16 protein-coding genes and 1 pseudogene are annotated in these 21,031 nt (G+C 49.0%); 8 read left to right on the top strand and 9 right to left on the bottom strand.

The genetic code is table 11. The features are described 5' to 3' along the window. The first annotated feature begins 80 nt into the window (after window positions 1-80). On the top strand, window positions 81-680 hold the full coding sequence (gene azoR, locus FD744_RS04000) for an FMN-dependent NADH-azoreductase (protein ID WP_034821315.1): 600 nt from the start codon (window positions 81-83) through the stop codon (window positions 678-680). A gap of 103 nt (window positions 681-783) precedes the next feature. On the opposite strand, the gene FD744_RS04005 is transcribed toward azoR, so the two are convergent. Genes FD744_RS04005 through FD744_RS04015 form a run of 3 tightly spaced genes read right to left on the bottom strand, consistent with a single transcriptional unit; the run spans window position 784 to window position 3,919 of the window. Continuing rightward, the gene (locus FD744_RS04005) at window positions 784-1,104 is read right to left on the bottom strand and encodes a YdbL family protein (RefSeq protein ID WP_160867463.1); all 321 of its coding nucleotides are present in this window, start codon (window positions 1,102-1,104) and stop codon (window positions 784-786) included. Between the two features lie 11 nt (window positions 1,105-1,115). After that, window positions 1,116-1,304 carry a YnbE family lipoprotein gene (locus FD744_RS04010; RefSeq protein ID WP_013509194.1) on the bottom strand — a complete coding sequence of 63 codons (189 nt, stop codon included), beginning with the start codon at window positions 1,302-1,304 and terminating at the stop codon, window positions 1,116-1,118. Then, entirely contained in the window at window positions 1,301-3,919 is a 2,619-nt protein-coding gene (locus FD744_RS04015) for a YdbH family protein (protein ID WP_160867392.1), read from the bottom strand. Before FD744_RS04015 ends, FD744_RS04010 begins: the two co-directional genes overlap by 4 nt. A gap of 165 nt (window positions 3,920-4,084) precedes the next feature. Between FD744_RS04015 and FD744_RS04020 the strand changes: the two genes are divergently transcribed. Next, window positions 4,085-5,077: a 2-hydroxyacid dehydrogenase gene (locus FD744_RS04020; RefSeq protein ID WP_034821521.1), complete on the top strand. Its 993-nt coding sequence runs from the start codon at window positions 4,085-4,087 to the stop codon at window positions 5,075-5,077. A 16-nt stretch (window positions 5,078-5,093) separates the two neighbouring features. Here FD744_RS04020 and FD744_RS04025 read toward each other — a convergent pair whose 3' ends face one another. Continuing rightward, window positions 5,094-5,366, bottom strand: coding sequence for a DUF333 domain-containing protein (locus tag FD744_RS04025; RefSeq protein ID WP_034821326.1), 273 nt, complete (start codon window positions 5,364-5,366; stop codon window positions 5,094-5,096). Window positions 5,367-5,554: 188 nt separating this feature from the next. Here FD744_RS04025 and FD744_RS04030 point away from each other — a divergent pair, with 188 nt between their 5' ends. Both FD744_RS04030 and nifJ read left to right on the top strand, forming a co-directional pair. Then, window positions 5,555-6,211 (top strand): MgtC/SapB family protein, encoded by a 657-nt coding sequence (locus FD744_RS04030; protein WP_160867393.1) that lies wholly within the window; start codon window positions 5,555-5,557, stop codon window positions 6,209-6,211. 136 nt (window positions 6,212-6,347) lie between these two features. Next, window positions 6,348-9,875 (top strand): pyruvate:ferredoxin (flavodoxin) oxidoreductase, encoded by a 3,528-nt coding sequence (gene nifJ, locus FD744_RS04035; protein WP_160867394.1) that lies wholly within the window; start codon window positions 6,348-6,350, stop codon window positions 9,873-9,875. A 37-nt stretch (window positions 9,876-9,912) separates the two neighbouring features. On the opposite strand, the gene FD744_RS04040 is transcribed toward nifJ, so the two are convergent. Further along, window positions 9,913-10,113, bottom strand: a complete 201-nt coding sequence (locus FD744_RS04040) for a DUF2767 family protein (protein WP_034821329.1) — start codon at window positions 10,111-10,113, stop codon at window positions 9,913-9,915. Between the two features lie 615 nt (window positions 10,114-10,728). Here FD744_RS04040 and FD744_RS04045 point away from each other — a divergent pair. Continuing rightward, window positions 10,729-11,121 carry a YgiW/YdeI family stress tolerance OB fold protein gene (locus tag FD744_RS04045; protein ID WP_160867395.1) on the top strand — a complete coding sequence of 131 codons (393 nt, stop codon included), beginning with the start codon at window positions 10,729-10,731 and terminating at the stop codon, window positions 11,119-11,121. Between the two features lie 1,888 nt (window positions 11,122-13,009). Here FD744_RS04045 and umuC read toward each other — a convergent pair. The 3 genes and pseudogenes from umuC to FD744_RS04060 all read right to left on the bottom strand — a co-directional run bounded on the left by umuC (window position 13,010) and on the right by FD744_RS04060 (window position 16,168). After that, a pseudogene (gene umuC / locus FD744_RS04050) lies at window positions 13,010-14,271 on the bottom strand (translesion error-prone DNA polymerase V subunit UmuC). Further along, a complete protein-coding gene (umuD, locus tag FD744_RS04055) occupies window positions 14,271-14,693 on the bottom strand; it encodes a translesion error-prone DNA polymerase V autoproteolytic subunit (protein ID WP_160867396.1) in 423 nt (140 codons plus the stop codon). The pseudogene umuC and the gene umuD overlap by 1 nt, the downstream one beginning before the upstream one ends. Before the next feature lie 1,241 nt (window positions 14,694-15,934). Then, window positions 15,935-16,168 (bottom strand): DNA polymerase V, encoded by a 234-nt coding sequence (locus FD744_RS04060; RefSeq protein ID WP_160867397.1) that lies wholly within the window; start codon window positions 16,166-16,168, stop codon window positions 15,935-15,937. Window positions 16,169-16,545: 377 nt separating this feature from the next. On the opposite strand from FD744_RS04060, the gene FD744_RS04065 reads away from it, so the two are divergent. Both FD744_RS04065 and FD744_RS25300 read left to right on the top strand, forming a co-directional pair. Then, window positions 16,546-16,767: a DUF2116 family Zn-ribbon domain-containing protein gene (locus FD744_RS04065; protein WP_097117055.1), complete on the top strand. Its 222-nt coding sequence runs from the start codon at window positions 16,546-16,548 to the stop codon at window positions 16,765-16,767. 289 nt (window positions 16,768-17,056) lie between these two features. Next, a complete protein-coding gene (locus FD744_RS25300) occupies window positions 17,057-17,227 on the top strand; it encodes a hypothetical protein (protein WP_166935051.1) in 171 nt (56 codons plus the stop codon). Between the two features lie 1,539 nt (window positions 17,228-18,766). On the opposite strand, the gene FD744_RS25530 is transcribed toward FD744_RS25300, so the two are convergent. Then, window positions 18,767-18,967 carry a hypothetical protein gene (locus tag FD744_RS25530; RefSeq protein WP_237449328.1) on the bottom strand — a complete coding sequence of 67 codons (201 nt, stop codon included), beginning with the start codon at window positions 18,965-18,967 and terminating at the stop codon, window positions 18,767-18,769. A gap of 572 nt (window positions 18,968-19,539) precedes the next feature. Between FD744_RS25530 and amyA the strand changes: the two genes are divergently transcribed. Beyond that, window positions 19,540-21,030, top strand: a complete 1,491-nt coding sequence (gene amyA / locus FD744_RS04070) for an alpha-amylase (RefSeq protein WP_160867398.1) — start codon at window positions 19,540-19,542, stop codon at window positions 21,028-21,030. Window position 21,031 lies beyond the last annotated feature (1 nt).

Consider the following 21,031-nt stretch of genomic DNA (forward strand, 5'->3'; position numbering starts at 1 on the left):
CGCTTTTACCTCGCGGAGGATCTCCGTAGAGTGTAACGCATTGAGCGGTAAGCCAACCGCGTAACGCACAGGAAAATACCATGAGCAAAGTTTTAGTTCTGAAATCAAGCATTCTGGCCGGTTACTCTCAGTCAAACCAACTGGCTGACTTCTACGCTGAAGAAGCGCGCGCCAAAGGTAATGAAGTGACTGTTCGCGATCTGGCTGCTCAGCCAATTCCCGTTCTGGATGGCGAGTTGGTTGGCGCACTGCGTCCTTCTGATGCTCCGCTGTCTCCACGTCAGCAGGAAGCCCTGGCGCTGTCTGACGAGCTGATTGCAGAACTGCAAGCGCATGACACTGTGGTTATCGCTGCGCCAATGTACAACTTCAACATCCCTACTCAGCTGAAAAACTACTTCGACCTGATTGCGCGTGCTGGCGTGACTTTCCGTTACACCGAAGCAGGCCCGGAAGGTCTGGTCACCGGTAAACGTGCCGTGATCCTGTCAAGCCGTGGCGGTATTCACAAAGATACCCCAACCGATCTGCTGACCCCATACGTGAAATTGTTCCTGGGCTTCATCGGCATCACCGATGTGAACTTCGTGTTCGCTGAAGGTATTGCTTATGGTCCAGAAGTGGCGACCAAAGCGGCTAACGACGCGAAAGACGCCATCAAGCAAATTGTTGCTGCGTAATCTTAAGAACGTGATGAATACCCGAGAATAATGGGTATGATGCCATCTTTGCCGGGCCTGAGTGCCCGGCTTTTTTATGGCTGTGACTTTGATAATGATGGGTTTACTTACGTAACCACTGCCCGTTGATACCGCGCACATACTCTCCACTGCCTGCGCGACTCACCAGCTTTTCGCCCGCGATACGTGCCACTTCACTGGTGCTCAGATTGTTCTGCTGCGCGACGCGCTGATATTGTTGCATACGGCCATCATTAATCCGTTTCACCAACGCCAGGGTTTCATCATCCTGTTGTCGCGCCGCCACATAGCCACTGAGTGTTTCCCCCACGCGCCCCTGCTGCCGCGCTTCGTCCAGCGTCATCGCCCACGCTGAAGGCACCAGCAGCAGCACCAGCAACAATGCCATCGCTTTCGATTTCATCATGCCGCTCCTCAAAACAGGCCGCTTTGGTTTTTCAGCAACGCTTCCACATCTTTATCGACCTTGATGTGGATTTCATGTTCGATCTTCACGTTCATATTGATGGTGATCGGCTCTTTCGGTGCCGCCACTTCAATGCGCGGCACGCAACCGATCAGCGGCAGCCCAGCTGCCAACACCAGCAATGCCCTGAGGCTCATGGTTGGGGATCCTTCTTTGATGGCAGGGTGGCATTTTGTTCCACCCAGGATTGCAAATTATCGCCAAAGCGCAGGCTGCGCCACAGCTGGAACAGATTTTCCTGATGCCGATAGTTGAGGTTAATCGACTGTCGGCGATTACTAAACTGACTGGTGCCTTTCACTTCGGACTGCATCGTGAGATTGCCGAAGTTATCGAGGTCCAAAGTGGCCCACGAACGGGAAATCTCCATGTAGCGCAGCCAGTCCATGGCGGCACCCGCGGCAAAGTTATTACTGACGATGGCATCCGCCATATCTTTATCCATGCGGAAGGTCAGCGGGCCGCTGTTGGCAATCCAGCCCTTCTCAATCAGCCATTGCGGATTATTCACCCATAGCGGCAGCTCGCCGTTTACTTTGCCCGACATGGCAAACTGCTTCGGTTTGATTGCCGTGATCAGCCTGCTAAGGTCAATCTCGCGCAGTGCAACGCGTGCGGGCTCATGCTGCGGCATCCTCAGCTTTGGCATGCTGACATGGCCGCCTAAGAGATCTAGATTCACGTTACTGAGCGTCAACGGCTGGCGCTCTTGCCATGGATAGTGGCCCTGCAGATCGGCAGTGATGTTCTGCAACGCAAACTGGTTTTTGACTTCAGCGATGCGCAGTGAAACCGGACCGCGACGCCCTAACTGCCATTGGTGATCCTTGAGACGGAACGGTAGCGTGAAGTCGATGCCATTGATTTCACTGTCCGGCATCCACACGCTGCCCTTTTTTACTGCCCAGAAACCACCGGCTTCGAAGCCCTGTTTCGACGCCGCAGAAAACGCCATTTGCGCTCTCAGTTCACCTGACTGAATGCGCATCTTCAAATCGCTACTGAGCAACGGCTGGAACACCGTCAGTGACTGAGCTGGCCACCAGGCTTCACCGCGCAAACGTTCACCATCCCAGCGCCCGTGTACCCTTACCGGGCCGATATCTTCAGCAGTTAACTGACCGCGCCAGATAAAACGACTCGGATCGCTGCCTTTGGCCTCAAAACTCAGTTCTGAAGGCGGCAGCCAGCCGCCATAGCTAAACTGCGTCTGACCAGATTTCAGGGTAAAACCCCCGTTGAAAGCCGGATGCGCGACGTCTCGCTGCCAGCGCACCGGTGCGGTTAAGGTCAGGCGCGGTTTGTCGACTTGCACCATGCCATAGGCTAATTGATCAAAGCCGGTATTGAGTGTGTCCAGACTGATTAACGTATCCTGCCAGCTACCCGTGCCCTTCACATCCCATTTGGCATTGAGCGGCTGCATCATTCCATCGCCCCAGTATCGCCAGTTCCAGCGTCCGCTGTCTGGCCAAAAATCGCTGGCGCGTCCATCAAGATGCAGCGTGAAGCGACCGAAGTTGGGATCGTGAGCTTTTAGAATTGCTTGTAATCTGCCATTGATACCGCGCGAGGCAAGTGTCACGCCCGCTAACGGCCAGCGTGCTTCATCCACTTCCAGCGTCGAAAGCAAGCGTCCACGCAGGCGCAGCAGCGCACCTTGCATAAGTGTGATTTGTGGATCGGTCAACATGCCGTGCAATATGCCCGGCATGCTGCCGAACAACTGCAGGTCGGCAAACTTACTTTCGCCGGTCAGCTGGAACGGTAACGCGCTGTCGGTAAGGCTCAATGTGCCCGGCCCGACACTCAGCACCAGGTTACCTTTACCGCCGCGGCCTTGGGTAAGCAGATTGAACCGCCCGCTGACCTGGGTGTTTTCCAGCCCCTGCTGCCAGTTGTCGAGGGTGAGCGCCAAACCACCCGACAGCGGTTGGTCAGCTTGCGGCCAGCGCCAATGTCCCTGAGTGATACGTATCTGCTGCGCATCGACCTGCCACGGTAACTGCAACAACGGCTGATCGTCACCCTGCTGATTAATCACCAGCGTGCCTTGCTGCTGCTGCCAGTTAAGCGTCATCGCCAGCGGCTGCGGCCACTGCGTCAGATTGACATCACCGCTGAGTTCACCCGCCACCGGCAAACCGTTAGCAAAGGTGGGCAGCGTAAGATCACCGTGCAAATCGAGCGGTTTTGGTAGCAAAGGATGACTGAGTTGGAGTTGTGCGATCTGCAGTTGCTGCCCCTGCAAACGTGCATCCAGTTGCAGGTTATCGCCCTGATAATGTAACTGCTGGACGCTTTTATCGAGGCTGAGATCAAAACGACCGGCATATTGCTGCCAGGGTAAAATACTCAGTTGCTCAAGATGGATATCGGCTCCCGGTAGCATTTGTTGCCATTCGGCCAGACTGCGCGGTGCACCGCTGGAATCGCTCTGTGGCAGGGCTTGCAGGCATTCACTGTTAAGCTGAACGGCCTGTGCACTGAGCTGCCAGCGTTTATGTTGCCAACTCAGCGCGACATCTTTGACATTCGCCAGCTCGCAGTCACCAGCCAGATAGCTTACCGCCGGAAAATGCACGCCGCCGTTATGCCAGCGCGGTGAACCATTAAGCTCAACGCGGGTATTTTCCGGCAGCCAGATGCCCGCCAGACGCGGCAACCATTGCGTCAGCGTCAGCAGTAATCCCAACAGCAGCAATATCAGCGCCAGTAGCGCAGCAAGTGTTCGACGGAGGCCCCGCGACATGGCAGTTAACTATCCTGTTCTTTACGCAATCCTGACGGAGATGATGTCATGTTATGCCCGGCAAATGAAGGTGTTAGCTATATAGCCTGGCTGAAGATCAGCAAAATGATGCAGAAAACGTTATTCTGTGATGATACCGACGTTGCATTTTTCAGGAGCGAAATAATGAAAGTTGCGGTTTACAGCACCAAACACTATGACCAGAAATACTTTGAACACGTCAATGCCAGCTTTGGATTTGAGCTGCAGTTTTTTGACTTCCTGCTGAGCGAAACCACGGCCAAAAATGCGGCGGGCTGCGATGCGGTGTGCATTTTCGTTAATGATGATGGCAGTAAAGGGGTGCTGGAGGAGCTGGCGGCACTGGGCGTGAAAACCATCGCGCTGCGCTGTGCCGGATTTAATAACGTCGACCTTGAAGCGGCTGCCGCCCTCGGTTTGCAGGTGGTACGCGTACCGGCCTATTCGCCGGAAGCGGTGGCTGAACACGCGGTGGGGTTGATGATGACGCTGAATCGCCGTATTCACCGCGCCTATCAACGCACACGTGATGCTAACTTCTCGCTGGATGGCCTGACCGGTTTCAATATGCACGGCAAAACGGCGGGTGTGATTGGCACCGGTAAAATCGGTGTGGCGACCATGCGCATCCTGAAAGGCTTTGGCATGCGTTTACTGGCGTTCGATCCTTATCCAAGTGCTGCTGCACTCGAACTGGGTGCAGAGTATGTCGATCTGAAAACGCTGTTTGCCGCATCCGATGTGATTACGCTGCATTGCCCAATGACGCCGGAAAATCATCATCTGCTCAATGCACAAGCCTTTAATCAGATGAAAGATGGGGTGATGATCATCAACACCAGCCGTGGTGGCCTGATCGACTCACAGGCAGCCATTGATGCGCTGAAGCAGCAAAAGATAGGTTCACTCGGTATGGATGTGTATGAAAATGAGCGCGATCTGTTCTTTGAAGATAAATCGAACGATGTGATTCAGGACGATGTGTTCCGTCGCCTGTCAGCCTGCCATAACGTGTTGTTCACCGGCCATCAGGCATTCCTGACTGCCGAAGCCCTGACGGCGATTTCCGAAACCACGCTCAGCAATTTACAGCAGCTTGAACGTGGCGAAGACTGCCCGAATCAGGTGAAAGCGTAAAGATGTGGCGCCTGCCTCAGCGGGCGCACTGTCCACCCATCAGCGCCTGCTCGTCACAACGACGGCCGTTGGCTAACTGACACATGCCAATACGCGATCCATCCAGCTGGCGTGAAAACGCCAGTGTTCCCCCGGCATTACTGCAATTCACTTCGGCCATAGATGCCATAACAACATGCGGTTGAACGTGTGCTGCGGTAGCCTGTTGCGGTGGTTCGTCATCACTGTTGCTGCTGCAGGCAGAAAGTAACAGTGCTGCACCGGCCAGCAGTAAGGTAGCGGCTTTCATCGGTCGGGCTCCGGGGAGTTGGGCGTAAAAGAGCCCCCAGCATATGTCAGGTGCGTTAAGGGATCGATAGGCGACACAGCTTTTTACAAATTTTTTTATCGCCTTTTGCAAGCAGAATTATCCCGATTGGACCTGAACAGCCTTTTTTCACCGAAACAATCCTATTTATCAATGCATAAGGAGGAATCATGCTAACAGACATGTTGATCCGTATTGCGCTCGCCGGCATTTTGGGTGGTTTGATTGGCCTCGAGCGTCAGATGCGCGCCAAAGAGGCCGGATTACGCACCCACATTTTGGTGGGTATTGGCAGTGCCATGTTTATGCTGGTGTCTAAGTATGGCTTCGTGGACATGCTTGATAGTGATCACGTGGCGCTGGATCCCAGCCGAATTGCCGCACAGGTGGTGAGTGGGATGGGCTTCCTCGGCGCCGGTACCATCATCATCCAAAAACAAGTGGTCAAGGGTTTAACCACCGCCGCAGGTTTGTGGGTCACCGCCGCGATTGGCCTGGTGATTGGTAGCGGCATGTATGAAATCGGTATTTATGGCACGGTGCTAGCGCTGGTGGTGTTAGAAACTTTCCGTCGCATCAGTCATTGGCTGATTGGCCGCCATCACACGCTAATGGTGCACCTTAAACCCAAAAGCGTGCCGCTGGTGTTGCTGGTGCTGCAACGCGAGAATATCCGTTACGGTCACATTGCTGTGGTAAATCGGGATGAGGAGAATGGCCTGTGTGAACTCAGTGTTGAGGTGACATTGTCACGCAGTGACGCTATTCACACCATCTACGATAAAGTGATGGAAATCAAAGGCGTTCAATCATTAGAAATGATGTAAAAATCAACAACCTTAGATGGCAGTGCGTTCACCTGTCGCCACCACACAGATGAAAAAGTCCGACCAAATTGCTTTGCTAAACTGAATCATTACCCCCGTAAAGTTTCGGGTTTCTCAGCGTAGCAAAGGACGATTTATGATTACCGTCGACGGCAACGGTGCGGTGGCTTCGGTCGCTTTCCGCACCAGTGAAGTGATCGCCATTTATCCCATCACGCCCAGCTCCACCATGGCGGAACTGGCCGACAGTTGGTCTGGCGAAGGTCGCCGCAATATCTGGGGTGATATCCCTCGCGTGGTGGAGATGCAGTCAGAAGGCGGCGCGATTGCTACCGTGCACGGTGCGTTACAAACCGGCGCCCTTTCCACCACGTTCACGTCATCGCAGGGCCTGCTGCTGATGATCCCGACGCTGTATAAACTCGCCGGGCAGCTGACGCCGTTTGTCCTGCACGTTGCTGCGCGAACTGTTGCCACGCATGCGCTGTCGATATTTGGCGATCACTCTGATGTGATGGCGGTGCGCCAGACCGGTTGCGCACAACTGTGTGCTTCCAGCGTGCAGGAAGCACAGGATTTCGCGTTGATTTCTCAGATGGCTTCACTGAATAGCCGCGTGCCCTTTATCCACTTCTTCGACGGTTTCCGTACCTCACATGAGATCAACAAGATCGTCCCCATCAGTGATGAAACCCTGCAGGCACTGATGCCAGCAAAAGCGATCGCAGAACATCGTGCACGCGCACTGACGCCGGATCGTCCAACCATTCGCGGCACCTCCGCCAATCCTGATACCTATTTCCAGTCACGCGAAGCCACTAACCGCTGGTACGACGCCTGCACCGGCCATGTTGAAGCCGCCATGGACGCGTTTGCCGCTAACACCGGCCGCCAGTATCAGCCGTTTGAGTTTTATGGTCATCCGCAGGCTGAGCGCGTGATAGTGATGATGGGCTCGGGCTGCGGCACCGCCGAAGAAGCGATTGATGTGCTGTTGCAACGCGGCGAAAAGGTCGGATTGGTGAAAGTGCGCCTCTATCGTCCGTTCTCAGCGGCGCATCTGATCAAAACGCTGCCTGCTGCGGTTCAGCACGTGGCGGTGCTGGATCGCACTAAAGAGCCCGGCGCATTGGGTGAACCGCTGTTCCTGGATGTGATGACCGCACTGGCTGAAGCCTTTAGCCGGGGTGAACGCCCGACGCTGCCGAAAGTGATCGGCGGACGCTACGGTCTGTCATCGAAAGAGTTTGCCCCTGATGCCGTGCTCGCTGTGTTCCGTGCGCTGCAGCGTGAACAACCGCCTGCGCGTTTCACCGTGGGTATTTATGATGATGTCACGCACTTATCGCTGCCGATGGAGGCCAACATCGTGCCGAACCGGGCGCGACTGGAAGCGCTGTTTTACGGCCTTGGCAGTGACGGCAGCGTGAGCGCCAGCAAAAACAACCTGAAGATCATCGGCAATGCCACGCCGTGGCACGTGCAAGGCTATTTCGTTTATGACTCGAAAAAAGCGGGCGGCCTGACCGTTTCGCATCTGCGCGTCAGTGAACATCCCATCCAGTCGGCGTATCTGGTGCAACAGGCTGATTTTATTGGCTGTCATCAACTGCAATTTATTGATAAATATTCGATGCTTGACCAGTTGAAACCGGGCGGCATTTTTCTGCTGAATACCCCTTACGCCGCTGATGAAGTCTGGTCACGCCTACCGCAGGAAGTGCAGAGCCAGCTTAATGACAAGCAGGCTCGGTTTTATGTCATCAATGCGGCGCGTATTGCGCGTGAATGCCAACTCGGTGCGCGCATCAATACCGTGATGCAAATGGCGTTCTTCCAGTTAACGCAGATTTTGCCCGGCGACAGTGCATTAACCGAACTGCAAAACGCCATTTCGCGCAGTTACAGCAGTAAAGGCGAGGAGCTGGTGCAACGTAACTGGCAGGCGCTGGCGATGGCTCAACAGGCGCTGGAAGCGGTGCCGCTGCAGGCGGTTGATCAGCAAAGCCCGCACCGCCCGCCGGTGGTATCCGATAGCGCACCGGATTTTGTCAAAACCGTCACCGCCGCCATGCTGGCAGGATTAGGCGACAAATTGCCGGTGTCCGCACTGCCGCCAGACGGCACCTGGCCCGTTGGCACCACACAGTGGGAAAAACGCAACATCGCCGAAGCGATCCCCATCTGGCAACCCGACCTGTGTACGCAGTGTAATCACTGCGTAGCAGCCTGCCCGCACGCGGCGATTCGCGCTAAAGTTGTTGCGCCTGCAGCCATGGACTCCGCACCCGATTCACTTGCTTCTCTCGACGTCAAATCACGCGATATGCGCGGCCAGAAATACGTGTTGCAGGTAGCGCCTGAGGATTGTACTGGCTGTAATCTGTGTGTCGAAGTGTGCCCGGCCAGCGATCGCCAGCATCCGGAGATAAAAGCCATCAACATGCAATCCCGTCTTGAGCATGTTGAAACTGAAAAGGTGAATTACGATGCGTTTCTTGCGCTGCCGGAAATCACGGCGGGACAGCTGGAACGCATTGATATTCGCACCTCACAACTGATCACCCCGCTGTTTGAGTATTCGGGCGCCTGTTCCGGCTGTGGGGAGACGCCGTATATCAAGTTGCTGACGCAGCTGTATGGCGATCGACTGTTAATTGCCAACGCCACCGGTTGCTCATCCATATATGGCGGTAATCTCCCCTCCACCCCTTACACCACTAACGCTGAAGGACGCGGACCGGCATGGGCCAATTCCATGTTTGAAGATAATGCTGAATTCGGGCTTGGTTTCCGCCTGAGCGTTGATCAGCAGAAACAGCGTGCGCTACGTCTGTTAGATCAGTGTGCGCCACAGTTGCCTGGCGCTTTAGTGGCAGCACTGAAAGAGGAAAATGTCCTGCCCTCTGTTCGTCGCGAGCAAATCGTTGAACTGCGTCAGCAGCTGGCGGCTTCATCATCAGCGCACGCAGGCGAATTGCGGGTTATCGCCGATGCGCTGGTGGAGAAATCTGTCTGGCTGATTGGAGGCGATGGATGGGCCTATGACATCGGCTATGGCGGTCTTGATCATGTGATGAGCCTGAGCGAAAACGTCAACGTGCTGGTTCTCGACACCCAGTGCTATTCCAATACCGGCGGACAAGCCTCCAAAGCCACGCCGCTCGGCGCAGTTACCAAGTTTGGCGAGCAAGGGAAGCGCAAAGCACGTAAGGATTTAGGCGTTGCCACCATGCTGTATGGGCATGTGTATGTGGCCCAAATTTCGCTGGGCGCGCAGTTGAATCAGACGGTGAAAGCGATTCAGGAAGCTGAAGCCTGGCCCGGCCCATCGCTGATCATCGCCTACAGTCCGTGTGAAGAGCACGGTTACGACCTCGCCTACAGCCATGAGCAGATGCGATTGTTGACCACCAGCGGATTCTGGCCGCTGTATCGTTTTGACCCTCGTCGGGCCGAGCAAGGCAAAGCGGCACTGGCGCTGGACTCTCGCCCGCCCACCTCGGTGCTGGAAGAGGCGTTGATGAACGAGCAGCGTTTCCGCCAGTTGCAAACCCGTGAACCGGAAGCCGCTGCTCATCTATGGCAGGAAGCAACCGAAGCCGCCAATCAACGCTATCAGCGACTGGCGGAAATGGCCGGTAAAACAGAGAAAAGTGACTAAATGAACTAAGCCCGGCGCGCTGGCCGGGCTTAATGATTTAACAGGGTTGAAGCTGAATAATTGCCATCTCAACCGCGCGATTGGGCGAGCCGGTTAACTCCCGATAGCGCAGTTGCAGATTACGCAATTCTGTCGCTACCACCTCTTTTTCTGTTGCTGATCCACGCTGTGCCAGCTCGAGATAACATTGCCCGACTAGCCGGCACGCTTCTTCAAAAACCATGTCGTACGTTTGCATCTGCCTCTCCTCACCTTTAGAAACTAAAAAAACACTTCATCCATCCTGTCAGGCAGCGATGCGCACAATCTTTACCCAGATCAATAAATGGGCAGATTGTTCTGGCAAAGTGTGCGGTTTTATCGCAGGAATCCTTGAAAAGAGATCACATCAGACTGGCATTCGCCTGCGCAATCCGTACCATACGCACTCATGTCATAAGGGTTTATTGCCGCTGAAGCTTTATTCAGCCGCCAACGACCCTTGCGTTCATTCTCAAGCGTGAAAATAATGTCAGAAAATCAAGAAGTAACCAAAAAGAACAATATAATCTGAAGACATAAGACAGTTACTACAAGTTCTTGGCAGTAATGGATAGCCTTGATATTTCATTCGGTTAGAATATTGCATAAGTACGCAGTTTTACACTGACCGCCAATGACAATGCCCCATTTAGTGCTCTGAAAAAGATATTTGCCCCTGATTTCGCCCCTCGTTTATCTCCCTGAATAGATCGTTAGCTCCCACAATCGCTGCATTATTAATCTTTATGGAACATCAAAACTATGTGCGCATCAGTTATTTTTCCTAAGTTGTGCCAGGCTTAGAGTCGATGCCTCATTAATGGAGATTAAAATGAATAAAGTTGCCTGGATCGCAGTAATGTTACCTCTCAGTTTTGGCGCTTGTGCTGAAACCGGCGGATTTGAAGCGGGTAAAACACCACCTCCTCAGAGCAAAGAAGATGCAGGTTATAAAGGATCCGAAGACACCGCGGAAACACCGATCACACTGATAAAAGATTTCCGCCAGGGCGGTTATGTCACTCTTGAAGGTTACATTGTTAAAAAAGTGAAGGGCAACATTTATGAGTTTCGTGATAGCACGGGCACAGTAAACATTGACGCTCCAGAGGCTACATTTAAAGGCAAAACCTTCAATTCTGAAGATAAAATCCGCGTCAGTGGCAAGGTGTTTGGCAAAGGTAAAAATGCGCATTTAAAAGTTTCACGTATAGACGAACCCTGATAAGTAAACGATGGCCCCGCTCATTAAGGGCAGGGGCCTGACCCCTTAATAGCTAGCGCTAGCTCAAACGGCTAGAGTGTGCATCCATAAAATCCCGTGGTTGAAAGCCTGACACCTTCAGCACATACCGAATAAGTTCAATACTACTTTCAATAAACGTCCATCTCTCCCGCTTTAGATTACATGATGGCAAACCTGGTTTTTAATGATTGCGAATCTGACTATAGCAAGCTGAATAAAGGATTTTGATTGTTTAACTTTGCTCCTGGTGTAGAGGTAAACTTCACTCGGTTAAGCTAATTATTTTATGGTGTTAGGCCACTAACACTGCTTAGTTTTATCTATGGCAAAGCAGGCATTACCTTAAAAAATTTACATAGTCATGACTTAATCTTACCGCTTCGCATGCAATCCCATTATCACAGTCTAAACTCTGTTTTATCGCTACCACTTTCCTGTGATATCGATAAAACTCCGTTTGATCATGATTCGCACTCTTTGTGCAGGCCCGGCTCGCCACCAGCTCCGGGCTTTTCTTTTAAATGGAGATTCTCATACACTTCTGTTTTTGAATCTTTCAATATTTCTAAAACGAGCACTAATGGAGCATTTTGAAAGAGGGTATAAAATCAGAGGTGCTGTACATAAATTAAGCGCACCTTTCCATTTGATGAGAATTTAGCCTTTGAATGCATTTCTGTCCGGTTCAATGCGATTCTTCCGGCTTCAATTGTACTTTTTGAATGACTGTTAGCCAATGCAAGTATTATGTGTTTTTTATTTTCAGGCAATTACAGTGGTGCACAATAACCATATTGACTACACGTTCACTTGCCCCTGACGGGTGTTTTTTTGTACTCAACTGGCAATGGTTGCATCACTACATGCGATACAATGTAAGATGCGTCATATCAGAAAGTACAATCATTATCCCAAAGATTGCCCACGATTAAACTCACCTGTAGTGCGGTCTTTCTTCCTGTATGGTCTACAGTTGTTGGTAAATAAAATTCCTCCTGAATGAGAAAACAGGTCCGTATGAGAAACCTGACGATTCCTGCACTAACGACTGTGCTTTTGCTTGCAATAATTTTTCTGCTACAGGCACAATGGATTTCCATGATGTGGTAAAACGTCTTATCATGGCAGAACAATAAAAAAGATAAATGATTATTAGACACTCTCTGCACAGGCTGAACTCAAGGGCATCCTGTGCTTTTTTTTGCGTCAAAGTCTGTGTACTTCATTAAAGAGTCTATTTCATGCTGTTAACGTTAACATCGGATTACTTAAGTAAAAGGCGAAAGATTCTCCACCCGAATTATCCTATCTATCGTTTTGTGTGTCTTTCTTTTGACCTTCTTACACTGCCCCCCTGACTGAATCACCTTCTTCCTGCCATCATCAAACCTCAAAACATCAACTGTTCTCATTCTTTTTGCCGCTTCGCTAGCGTTTAATCAGTTACAGTCTATTTTCAAAAGGTCGCCTTTTACTTCCCTGTTTAGACGACACAACTCTTATTGGAAATGTTTGGCATACATTGATGCCGCCCGGGTGACTGGATTCTCCCGGGCTTTTTATTTACTGCATCAGATTGGCGATCTATCTTGTACCTTTATGGCCGTGACCTCATGAGTAACTACGCCAAGGATAGCCATATCTTCCAGTAAGTCTTCTTCCAGAATCACTCCTTCATCCGTTATTACCCGGTTTGGATGTGTGTATAGATTTCCCCACTCATACATCCCTAACATATCCAGCAAAACAGTATCACCATCTTCCGGCCGCAGTCGTTCATCAATGATACAGGTCCGCCCCAGAAACTCGACCACATAACATGTTGTGCTTGTGGGTAGCAGCAGTTGAAGAGGATTTAGTAAAAATGTCACCTCGCAACGGGGAGGTCCGAAAAGCGGGTGGTGTAAGCCGGCGACAGCATTTCCCGCTTCATAGCCCATGTTTTCTGCATACCCTGTCCTGCAAACCATAATTTCCCCTTCCCGCTTTGGTTAAGGCCGTCAACGACACGCATCAGCGTTTCACTGTTAGCCTGTGGCTTAAATTCGTCAAAGAGATTGAGCTGAGAAACGCCCTGGCTGTAGAAATCTCCCAGCATCACGCCGGCTTTCATAAAGCGGCATCCATCGAGCCAGATGCGATCCAGTGACTCCATGGCCACGCGGATAATGTCCCGCGTGTCGTTGGAGGGTGTTATCAGCGAGCCCATTGCCTGATTACCGTAAAACGTCTCCCCTACCGCGTGCGGACTGGTTCGGACGAAAACGGCTATCTGCCGGCAGTATTGTCGTTCACTTCTGAGCTTTTCGGCCGCGCGCTCGGCAAAAGCACACACCGCCTGACGCATATCCTGGTATTCCGTTATGCGGGAACCGAATGAACGCGAACAGACAATCTGCTGTTTCGTGGGCGCAAATTCCTCCAGCTCGAGGCAGGGTTCGCCACGCAGCTCCCTCACCGTCCTTTCCAGCACCACATTGAAATGCTTACGGATGATGTACGTGCTATGCTCTGAAAGGTCCTTCGCGGTGATGATGCCCATCGCATTCAGCTTTTTGCTAATACGCCTGCCCACTCCCCACACATCCTCGACCTTCACCAGTTCCATCAGCCTGCGCTGGCGCTCAATGTTCGATAAATCCAGCACGCCCCTGGTTTTCGTCCATTTTTTGGCGGCGTGATTGGCCAGCTTGGCGAGCGTCTTAGTGGGTGCTATCCCCACTCCAACGGTCAGATGCGTATCGCGCTTTACGCGCGCGCGAATTTCCCGCCCGTAGTCTTCCAGCACACGGCAATTACGTATCCCGGTCAGGTCCATAAAAGCTTCGTCAATAGAGTAGATTTCAACTGAGGGTGCCATATCTTCCAGAGTGGTCATCACTCTGTTACTCATGTCTGCGTATAAGGCGTAATTGGAACTGAATACCTGAACTTTATGACGCCTGAACTCGTCTTTGAGCTTGAAGTACGGTGCCCCATAGGCAGCTGCAGTGCTTTCGCTTCTGCCGAACGCGCGATAACACAACCATCGTTGTTAGAGAGGACAACTACCGGCTTGCCACGCAGGTCCGGTCTGAACACCGTTTCACAGCTGGCGTAAAACGAGTTCACATCCACCAGGGCAAACATTAACGGCCCATCGTCTTAATGGAGTGCCGGACAACGCCGAAGATTTCAAACTGGTCGGCATCGGGAATCGGAATGATGGCATGTGCTGCATTCATTGGCTTTAGGTGGAGGACGGGCCGGGTCATCAGTTGCTTCACGGTGAACTCTCCAGAAATTGCAGCCACGATGATGTCGCCATGCTCCGCGTTGACGGAGCTGTCCACCACCAGCATGTCGCCATCGTTAATACCACCCTCGATCATCGAATCACCACTGACCCGGATGAAATAGGTCGAACTGGGATGGCTGACCAACAGATTATTAAGATCCAGCCGCTGTTCGACATAGTCCTGAGCAGGCGAAGGAAAGCCACACGGGACTCTGGCAATAAAAAGCGGCAACTCCAGATTGGCGCGGATTTCCGATGGTCTGAAAAACTCCATGATAATAATCCCAATAAATACTGTATGTATAAACAGTAATCGTAAACAGCATAATCGATCAAGTCGGGCATGAAGACTTTTTCCAAAGGTGTTGTGGGTAAAGGGGATTTAATTTCAGGTGTATGGAGTTTTTCTGTCTGCTGGGGCGGAAGGCATGAGCGCTGAAGTGATAGTTTTTTGAGCATATTTCAGGCCGTCATTAACAAGAGATAATTAGCAATAAGCTTTCACCGCTTCGGTTAACTCTCTGAAATTAAGTTTTTTAATTGTTAATCTGTATGCTTTATTGGAAATTACTGGAATTTTATCGCTTTCGTTAACACATCCTACCACTCGCAAATTACTGGTCTATGGTATGTGAGTCAGTCGTTGACTGGCAGCACAGCACACAGGATGCGTTTCATACGAGAGAGACATTCCTTAGCCACTGCTTTTTGGCCCGCCTTGTGCGGGCTTTTTTTTAGCTTACCCCCCTACACCGCGCGGTTGATAACGGGCAGCCCACAGGAGTGGCGTTTCGGCATGGCGGCTTACCGTCTATTTCCACTCCATGTAAAACTCCTGACTTCGTTCTATGGCTACGCTTTTAGCCTCTGAAATGCGCATTACGCTTAGTGAGCAAAATGCCTGTGCGGGAACGCTGGGAAAAAAATGGACGTGCTCAGTAGGTGAATCATCAGTATGCAGCCTTGGTGATTTCAGTGATAACCGACGTGCTACCGGCCTGGCTTCGTGTTTTGGCTGTATACCGTTTGTTTGGCTGAGGTGACTTATAGATTTTCACCAGGACCCGTTGTCATACTGAATATTGTGGTCATCACCGTGCTCACGATATGCTTATCAAAGTATCTGAACTGGTTTTGAAATACCTGCCCCTGCGCTCTGCATGCAGCAAAACTTCAGGAGTATGCATTAGGCTGGCTTTATCAGCTCTGGGGTTCGTGGTGGATGCGGGCAGGTTTTCATCGATTCAAATTCTCGTGTTAAGACACACAGGAGATTGAACTTGCGATACCTGATTATACCGGCTGTCGCCACCGTGCTGGTTATGATGGTTGTCTTTCTGTTGCAAACCCGGTAGGGACCCACGCCCTGGTGACTCGACGCATCACAGCGGGCAAATAAAAACAAATATTGACTAGTCAGCACTCTGCATGAACCGGACTCAAGGCTGGTTCATGCTTTTTTTATGTAAACAAAAACACCACCGATATGTTGGCGGATTTCAGCCTGTGACCGATTTATCTGTTGGGATTGAACACCTGGAAAGTCCTCTCCGCCCCCTCCCGAACGGAAATATCCCTGAAGGTCGTTGTGTGCATTTCGATCCATTTGTTGGCGCCGTGTAGCGAGTAGCGCCAGTTCAGACGATCGAGTTCTTTCACAAAATCGAGTGTGCTGATGGTGTAACGGCCAGCAGCATCGCGTTTAACCGCCTGCCTGAAAGCAATCATGATCTCGTAGTCGCGGGGCATGTCAAAACCTCCTGTTAATGCTGTATTTACACACAGTATTAACGAGTAGGTGATGCTGTTCAAGCCGTACCGCTTGAGACTTTTTAAGCTGATTGAATGCTATAGGAATTAATACGTGAAGGGCATTTGATAAAGGAGATACGGTATGTAAAGAATCTCAATAGCCCATTTCGGCGATGGGTACCCCATGACCGGGAAGGAATATTTAATGCCGGGAATTTGTATGAAAAATCAGCAAATTCAAGCTATTTAAAGCGTTAAACTGCTTATTCATAACAAATGAACTAAGCTGAATGTCTGCGCAGTGAATGGCATCTGAGAACTCAGGCCGAAGAGTGCTCAGTAATACAACATAATGACAATAAGGACTTTAACTAATGGATGACGTGGATCTGGCTCAGGAACGTGAAGAAGCGCATTTAGCGGCCTCTTTGTCTGCCCGTAAGCCGCGCCTGGTAAGCCGAAATGGTAACTGTATCTGGTGCACTGATGAGGCAATAGTGGCTAACACCGCTTTCTGTTCTGCAGAGTGTGGCGAGGACTATCACAAGCATCAGCGTGAGATGAAGCAGAGAATTACTGGTGATTTGATATCTTGAAAAGTATTCACCAGAAACACAAAACCCTTTTTATATTGCTTATGTAAGATTAGCTGCTATGCGATTGGAAAATATTACCGCTAAGGCGATGTAGCACTGCCATTAGGAATGATGTCATATTGAACAATAAATTTCTGGCAACCAAAATTATGCCCGTACTTAACGGCCTTTATTACCTGTTAAAATAATTGAAATCAACATTTAATTCTACTCCTGAACTTTGACAGATTTTGTAGAAATTCTATGCTTAATTAGCAACATATCGTTGCCTTACCATGGGAAGCAAATTATGAAAAATTTATTAGGCGGGATGTTCATCATAGCGAGTTTGATTACACTGGCGGGATGCCAGCATGAAAGCCCTGCGGTGGGTAACGATGGCCGCCCACATGCACCGAGTAATGAGTCGGTGCCAGGTGGGCCATTGGGTAAGGGCCCGGTCGGACAACCACAGAGTTAAAACAAACCCTTTGACTAGAATGCTTAACCGCATGAATGTTTTAGTTATGCAGGAAAAACTGGCTTCCCTGCAGTGGTGACTCGACGCATCATTGCTGGCCAGAGATAATTAGGAAAGATTATCTGACACACTTCTCACAGACTGCAGTTAATAGCCATCTGTGTTTTTTATTTTCGGATTAGCAATATTTCAGTTACATACTAAACTGTTCCCGTTCCCAGCGGGACGCCATCAATTTAAGGCAAAACTTCTGCCGCCCGGATATCCATCCGGGTTTTATTTCTTCGCGCATGGCTAATCAACACCTTGAGACTCTTCAGCACTACTTGCTTTTGAAATTCATGGCGACAAAACATCTCTTATTTTCAGTGAGTGGCTTTCTGAGACAACCAACTTAAAAAAAGGAAATGATTTTATTTTAATCGTACTTTCAGAACGTATCAAAGCACTTCAATACATACTGAGGAGGTTTCAAACACCAAGGCCGGGTAGGTTCCTAACTTGGAAATTCAGTATCTGCACGAACACCTTCGAGTTGCTGATAAGTGATGGTGGCAATATCGAAGGGCATTTGAATTTTATCAAAAATACGTTTTTTACACTTTTATAAAAATATACTCCATAGCATCAGGACGAATGAATTTTGAAATAATCGAAAAAAACCTTTCAATTCTTAATTAAGATAGACGCAACAAATTTTAATGAATCTGCTTTTTATCTTCGATTAACCGGATTTTTAAATGAATTTAAATATCCTTTTGGCTTGACCGCTGCTCGCGCAGTCTTTTTCGATAATAAATGACTGTATTTAGTCGGCTCTTTATTCTGAAATTGGCATGGTTTATCACTTTTGCCCATCGGGGGTCAACGGTGTTCCGATTATAAGTTTTAAGAGCATCCAGCAAGGTACTCCACTGGCGGGCCTGGTAAGATTTGTCATCCCTCAGGTTAATTCGCATATGCTGCATGGTAGAATCAACCTGCCTTTTGGCTTCCAAAAGACTCAAACCCGACTGATGTGCCGCGGCTATTTTTCTAATCTCAACGACGTAAAACTGCAGATCAAATCCGTTTTCTCTCACTAACCCCACCACTCACTGCTAATTATTTTCAATATTAAATAGCAGAAAAAATCAAAAAATAAAGCGAAGCCGTGAATTTAAAAAGTCTAGCTTTTGGAGTAACTATTAGATGCGCAATTTTTAAACTTGACGATTTACTTGATAGTAATCAACTAGTTCAGCGTTAACGACCAGGCACTTTAACTTCACGAGATTCATTTAAATATAAATAATTTGAATCATTCACACTCAATTCATCTAAGAATTTTTATTAAATCATGCTGCTATGTACGGAAGAGTTCAATAGCAATGAAAAAGAAATGTACAATTGATGTCATATTGTATAACTTTGGGCCGCGGCTATCGCCGCATGTAACGAATGGTGCATTGCATCACCTCTGTAAGTGTTTATGGATTTTCATTTATAGAGGTTTTTTTTAGAGTTAATCAAAGCCGCTTACTTTCTCAAATTACTGGTTCATTTTTCCCCGTACGGGTCATGCTTATGGTCTTTACTATCGTCGCGCGTGCGTCGAATTTCACCGTGTTCACTGGGATTATTCTTTGCGGGATGGTCATCTTCTTCATAAGCATGCCACATAACAGGAGTGGCTTCAGGCAATCCCTTGCGTGTATAATTTTCTTTACTGTACTGACCGTTATTTGTATGGACGTTCATAATTAACCTCAATGTCGAGATTAATTAATGGCAGACCAACCTTGCACTCAATATGGCTATTTTAATTACATTCCTAATTAACATCTGGATATACGTAACTTTGCCCCCCCTCTGGGTTAACAGAGTTAATCAATCTAGACAAGCGCAGCTTTAGATGTCAAATTCACCACATGAAAATTTCCCTTCCCCAATTTCATTAGAACTATTTGGCAAGAAGTCATTCATAACGCATAAATCGATTGCTACTTCTTTTTCCTCACTTAGATTTCGACCACGCTTCAACATCTTTTCGTTATGTCGCATATCACCAAATGATTTAGAAATCGTCACAATAAGATAAATTTTATTTATCGACACTCAGCAACACATTAAAGGAGTTTAAGTAAAGATAAAAGACTCGTTTACGGCATTTTGCTTATACAATTCTAAAGAGCCCTGCTGTTTTTCTCACGACCAATCAATTTTTATTTCTTACGAGTTGTCAATGAAAAAAAGTAAAATATAAAAAACCTTCCGCGCTGCAAAAATCATTTTTCACTCCATAATTAAAATGTCTAAACATGGAGAAAAAAATGAAGAATCCAACTCTGCTACAGGCATTCCACTGGTATTACCCTGAAGGTGGCAAACTCTGGCCCGAACTCACTGAGCGAGCGTCAGACTTGAAGGAATCTGGAATAAACATGGTCTGGTTACCCCCTGCCTATAAAGGCGCCGGGGGTGCAGCTTCCGTAGGATACGACACTTATGATCTGTTCGATTTAGGAGAATTTGACCAGAAAGGTAATATTTCAACAAAATATGGTAATAAGGAAGATTTACTCAGGGCTATCAGCTCATTGAAAGATAATGATATTGCTGTTTTATTAGATGTTGTTGTCAATCATAAAATGGGGGCTGATGAAAAGGAGGCAGTTCAGGTCAATAGAGTGGATGAAAACGACCGTACAAAAATTGACGAAGAAGTTGTTAACTGCGAAGCCTGGACACGCTATACCTTTCCGGCCAGAGCGGGAAAATACTCTCAGTTTATGTGGGATTTTAAGTGTTTTAATGGTGTAGACCACATAGAAAACCCATCAGAGGATGGGGTATTTAAGATAATTAATGATTACACGGGTGAAGGCTGGAATCAGCAGGTTGATGAAGAAATGGGTAATTTTGATTACCTTATGGGCTCAAACATCGACTTCAGAAATCACGCAGTAACTGAAGAAATAAAATACTGGGCGCGCTGGGTCATGGAGCAAACCGGATGTAACGGCTTCAGACTTGATGCGGTAAAACACATTCCCGCCTGGTTCTATAAAGAATGGATTGAACATGTACAAGCTGTATCAGATTCGCCACTATTTATTGTGGCCGAATACTGGTCTTTTGAGTTAGACAAATTACAACAATATATAAACCAGGTTGAAGGGAAGACAATGCTCTTCGACGCACCTCTCCATATGAAATTTCATGAGGCATCTAAACAAGGCAGTGATTATGATATGAGCCGAATCTTTGAAGGCACATTAGTTGAAGCCGATCCTTTTCATGCGGTCACGCTGGTTGCTAATCATGATACTCAGCCCCTGCAGTCTTTAGAAGCCCCGGTTGAAGCCTGGTTTAAACCGCTGGCATATGCGCTCATCTTATTGAGAGAAAATGGCGTTCCTTCAGTATTTTACCCCGACCTCTTTGGAGCAGACTATGAAGACACAGGTAATGATGGTGAAACCCATCGTGTAGACATGCCAGTCATAGATAAACTCGATAAGCTAGTGCTGGCACGTCAGCAATTCGCGCATGGCGTCCAGACATCCTGGTTTGATCATCCTAACTGCATTGCATTCAGCCGGAGTGGCACGGCGGAACAACCAGGATGCGTTGTGATAATGTCAAATGGTGATGATGGTGAGAAAACGCTTAATCTTGGTGAACCCTTAGCTAATCGTATCTGGCGAGACTTCCTTTTTAATTCCGATGAAGTTATCAAGACTAATGAATCAGGTGAAGGCGTGTTTAAATGTAAAGCGGGTAGCGTAAGTGTCTGGGTTCTCGAAGAATTTATTTCCTGAT

The organism is Pantoea sp. Taur (assembly GCF_009830025.1).
In the GTDB taxonomy this organism is placed as follows: domain Bacteria; phylum Pseudomonadota; class Gammaproteobacteria; order Enterobacterales; family Enterobacteriaceae; genus Pantoea; species Pantoea communis.

Bases quoted from the DNA above. Each gene is read 5' to 3' on its own strand.
- azoR (WP_034821315.1), top strand. From the start codon at position 81: ATGAGCAAAGTTTTAGTTCTGAAATCAAGCATTCTGGCCGGTTACTCT.
- FD744_RS04005 (WP_160867463.1), bottom strand. From the start codon at position 1,104: ATGAAATCGAAAGCGATGGCATTGTTGCTGGTGCTGCTGCTGGTGCCT.
- FD744_RS04010 (WP_013509194.1), bottom strand. From the start codon at position 1,304: ATGAGCCTCAGGGCATTGCTGGTGTTGGCAGCTGGGCTGCCGCTGATC.
- FD744_RS04015 (WP_160867392.1), bottom strand. From the start codon at position 3,919: ATGTCGCGGGGCCTCCGTCGAACACTTGCTGCGCTACTGGCGCTGATA.
- FD744_RS04020 (WP_034821521.1), top strand. From the start codon at position 4,085: ATGAAAGTTGCGGTTTACAGCACCAAACACTATGACCAGAAATACTTT.
- FD744_RS04025 (WP_034821326.1), bottom strand. From the start codon at position 5,366: ATGAAAGCCGCTACCTTACTGCTGGCCGGTGCAGCACTGTTACTTTCT.
- FD744_RS04030 (WP_160867393.1), top strand. From the start codon at position 5,555: ATGCTAACAGACATGTTGATCCGTATTGCGCTCGCCGGCATTTTGGGT.
- nifJ (WP_160867394.1), top strand. From the start codon at position 6,348: ATGATTACCGTCGACGGCAACGGTGCGGTGGCTTCGGTCGCTTTCCGC.
- FD744_RS04040 (WP_034821329.1), bottom strand. From the start codon at position 10,113: ATGCAAACGTACGACATGGTTTTTGAAGAAGCGTGCCGGCTAGTCGGG.
- FD744_RS04045 (WP_160867395.1), top strand. From the start codon at position 10,729: ATGAATAAAGTTGCCTGGATCGCAGTAATGTTACCTCTCAGTTTTGGC.
- umuD (WP_160867396.1), bottom strand. From the start codon at position 14,693: ATGGAGTTTTTCAGACCATCGGAAATCCGCGCCAATCTGGAGTTGCCG.
- FD744_RS04060 (WP_160867397.1), bottom strand. From the start codon at position 16,168: ATGCCCCGCGACTACGAGATCATGATTGCTTTCAGGCAGGCGGTTAAA.
- FD744_RS04065 (WP_097117055.1), top strand. From the start codon at position 16,546: ATGGATGACGTGGATCTGGCTCAGGAACGTGAAGAAGCGCATTTAGCG.
- FD744_RS25300 (WP_166935051.1), top strand. From the start codon at position 17,057: ATGAAAAATTTATTAGGCGGGATGTTCATCATAGCGAGTTTGATTACA.
- FD744_RS25530 (WP_237449328.1), bottom strand. From the start codon at position 18,967: ATGAACGTCCATACAAATAACGGTCAGTACAGTAAAGAAAATTATACA.
- amyA (WP_160867398.1), top strand. From the start codon at position 19,540: ATGAAGAATCCAACTCTGCTACAGGCATTCCACTGGTATTACCCTGAA.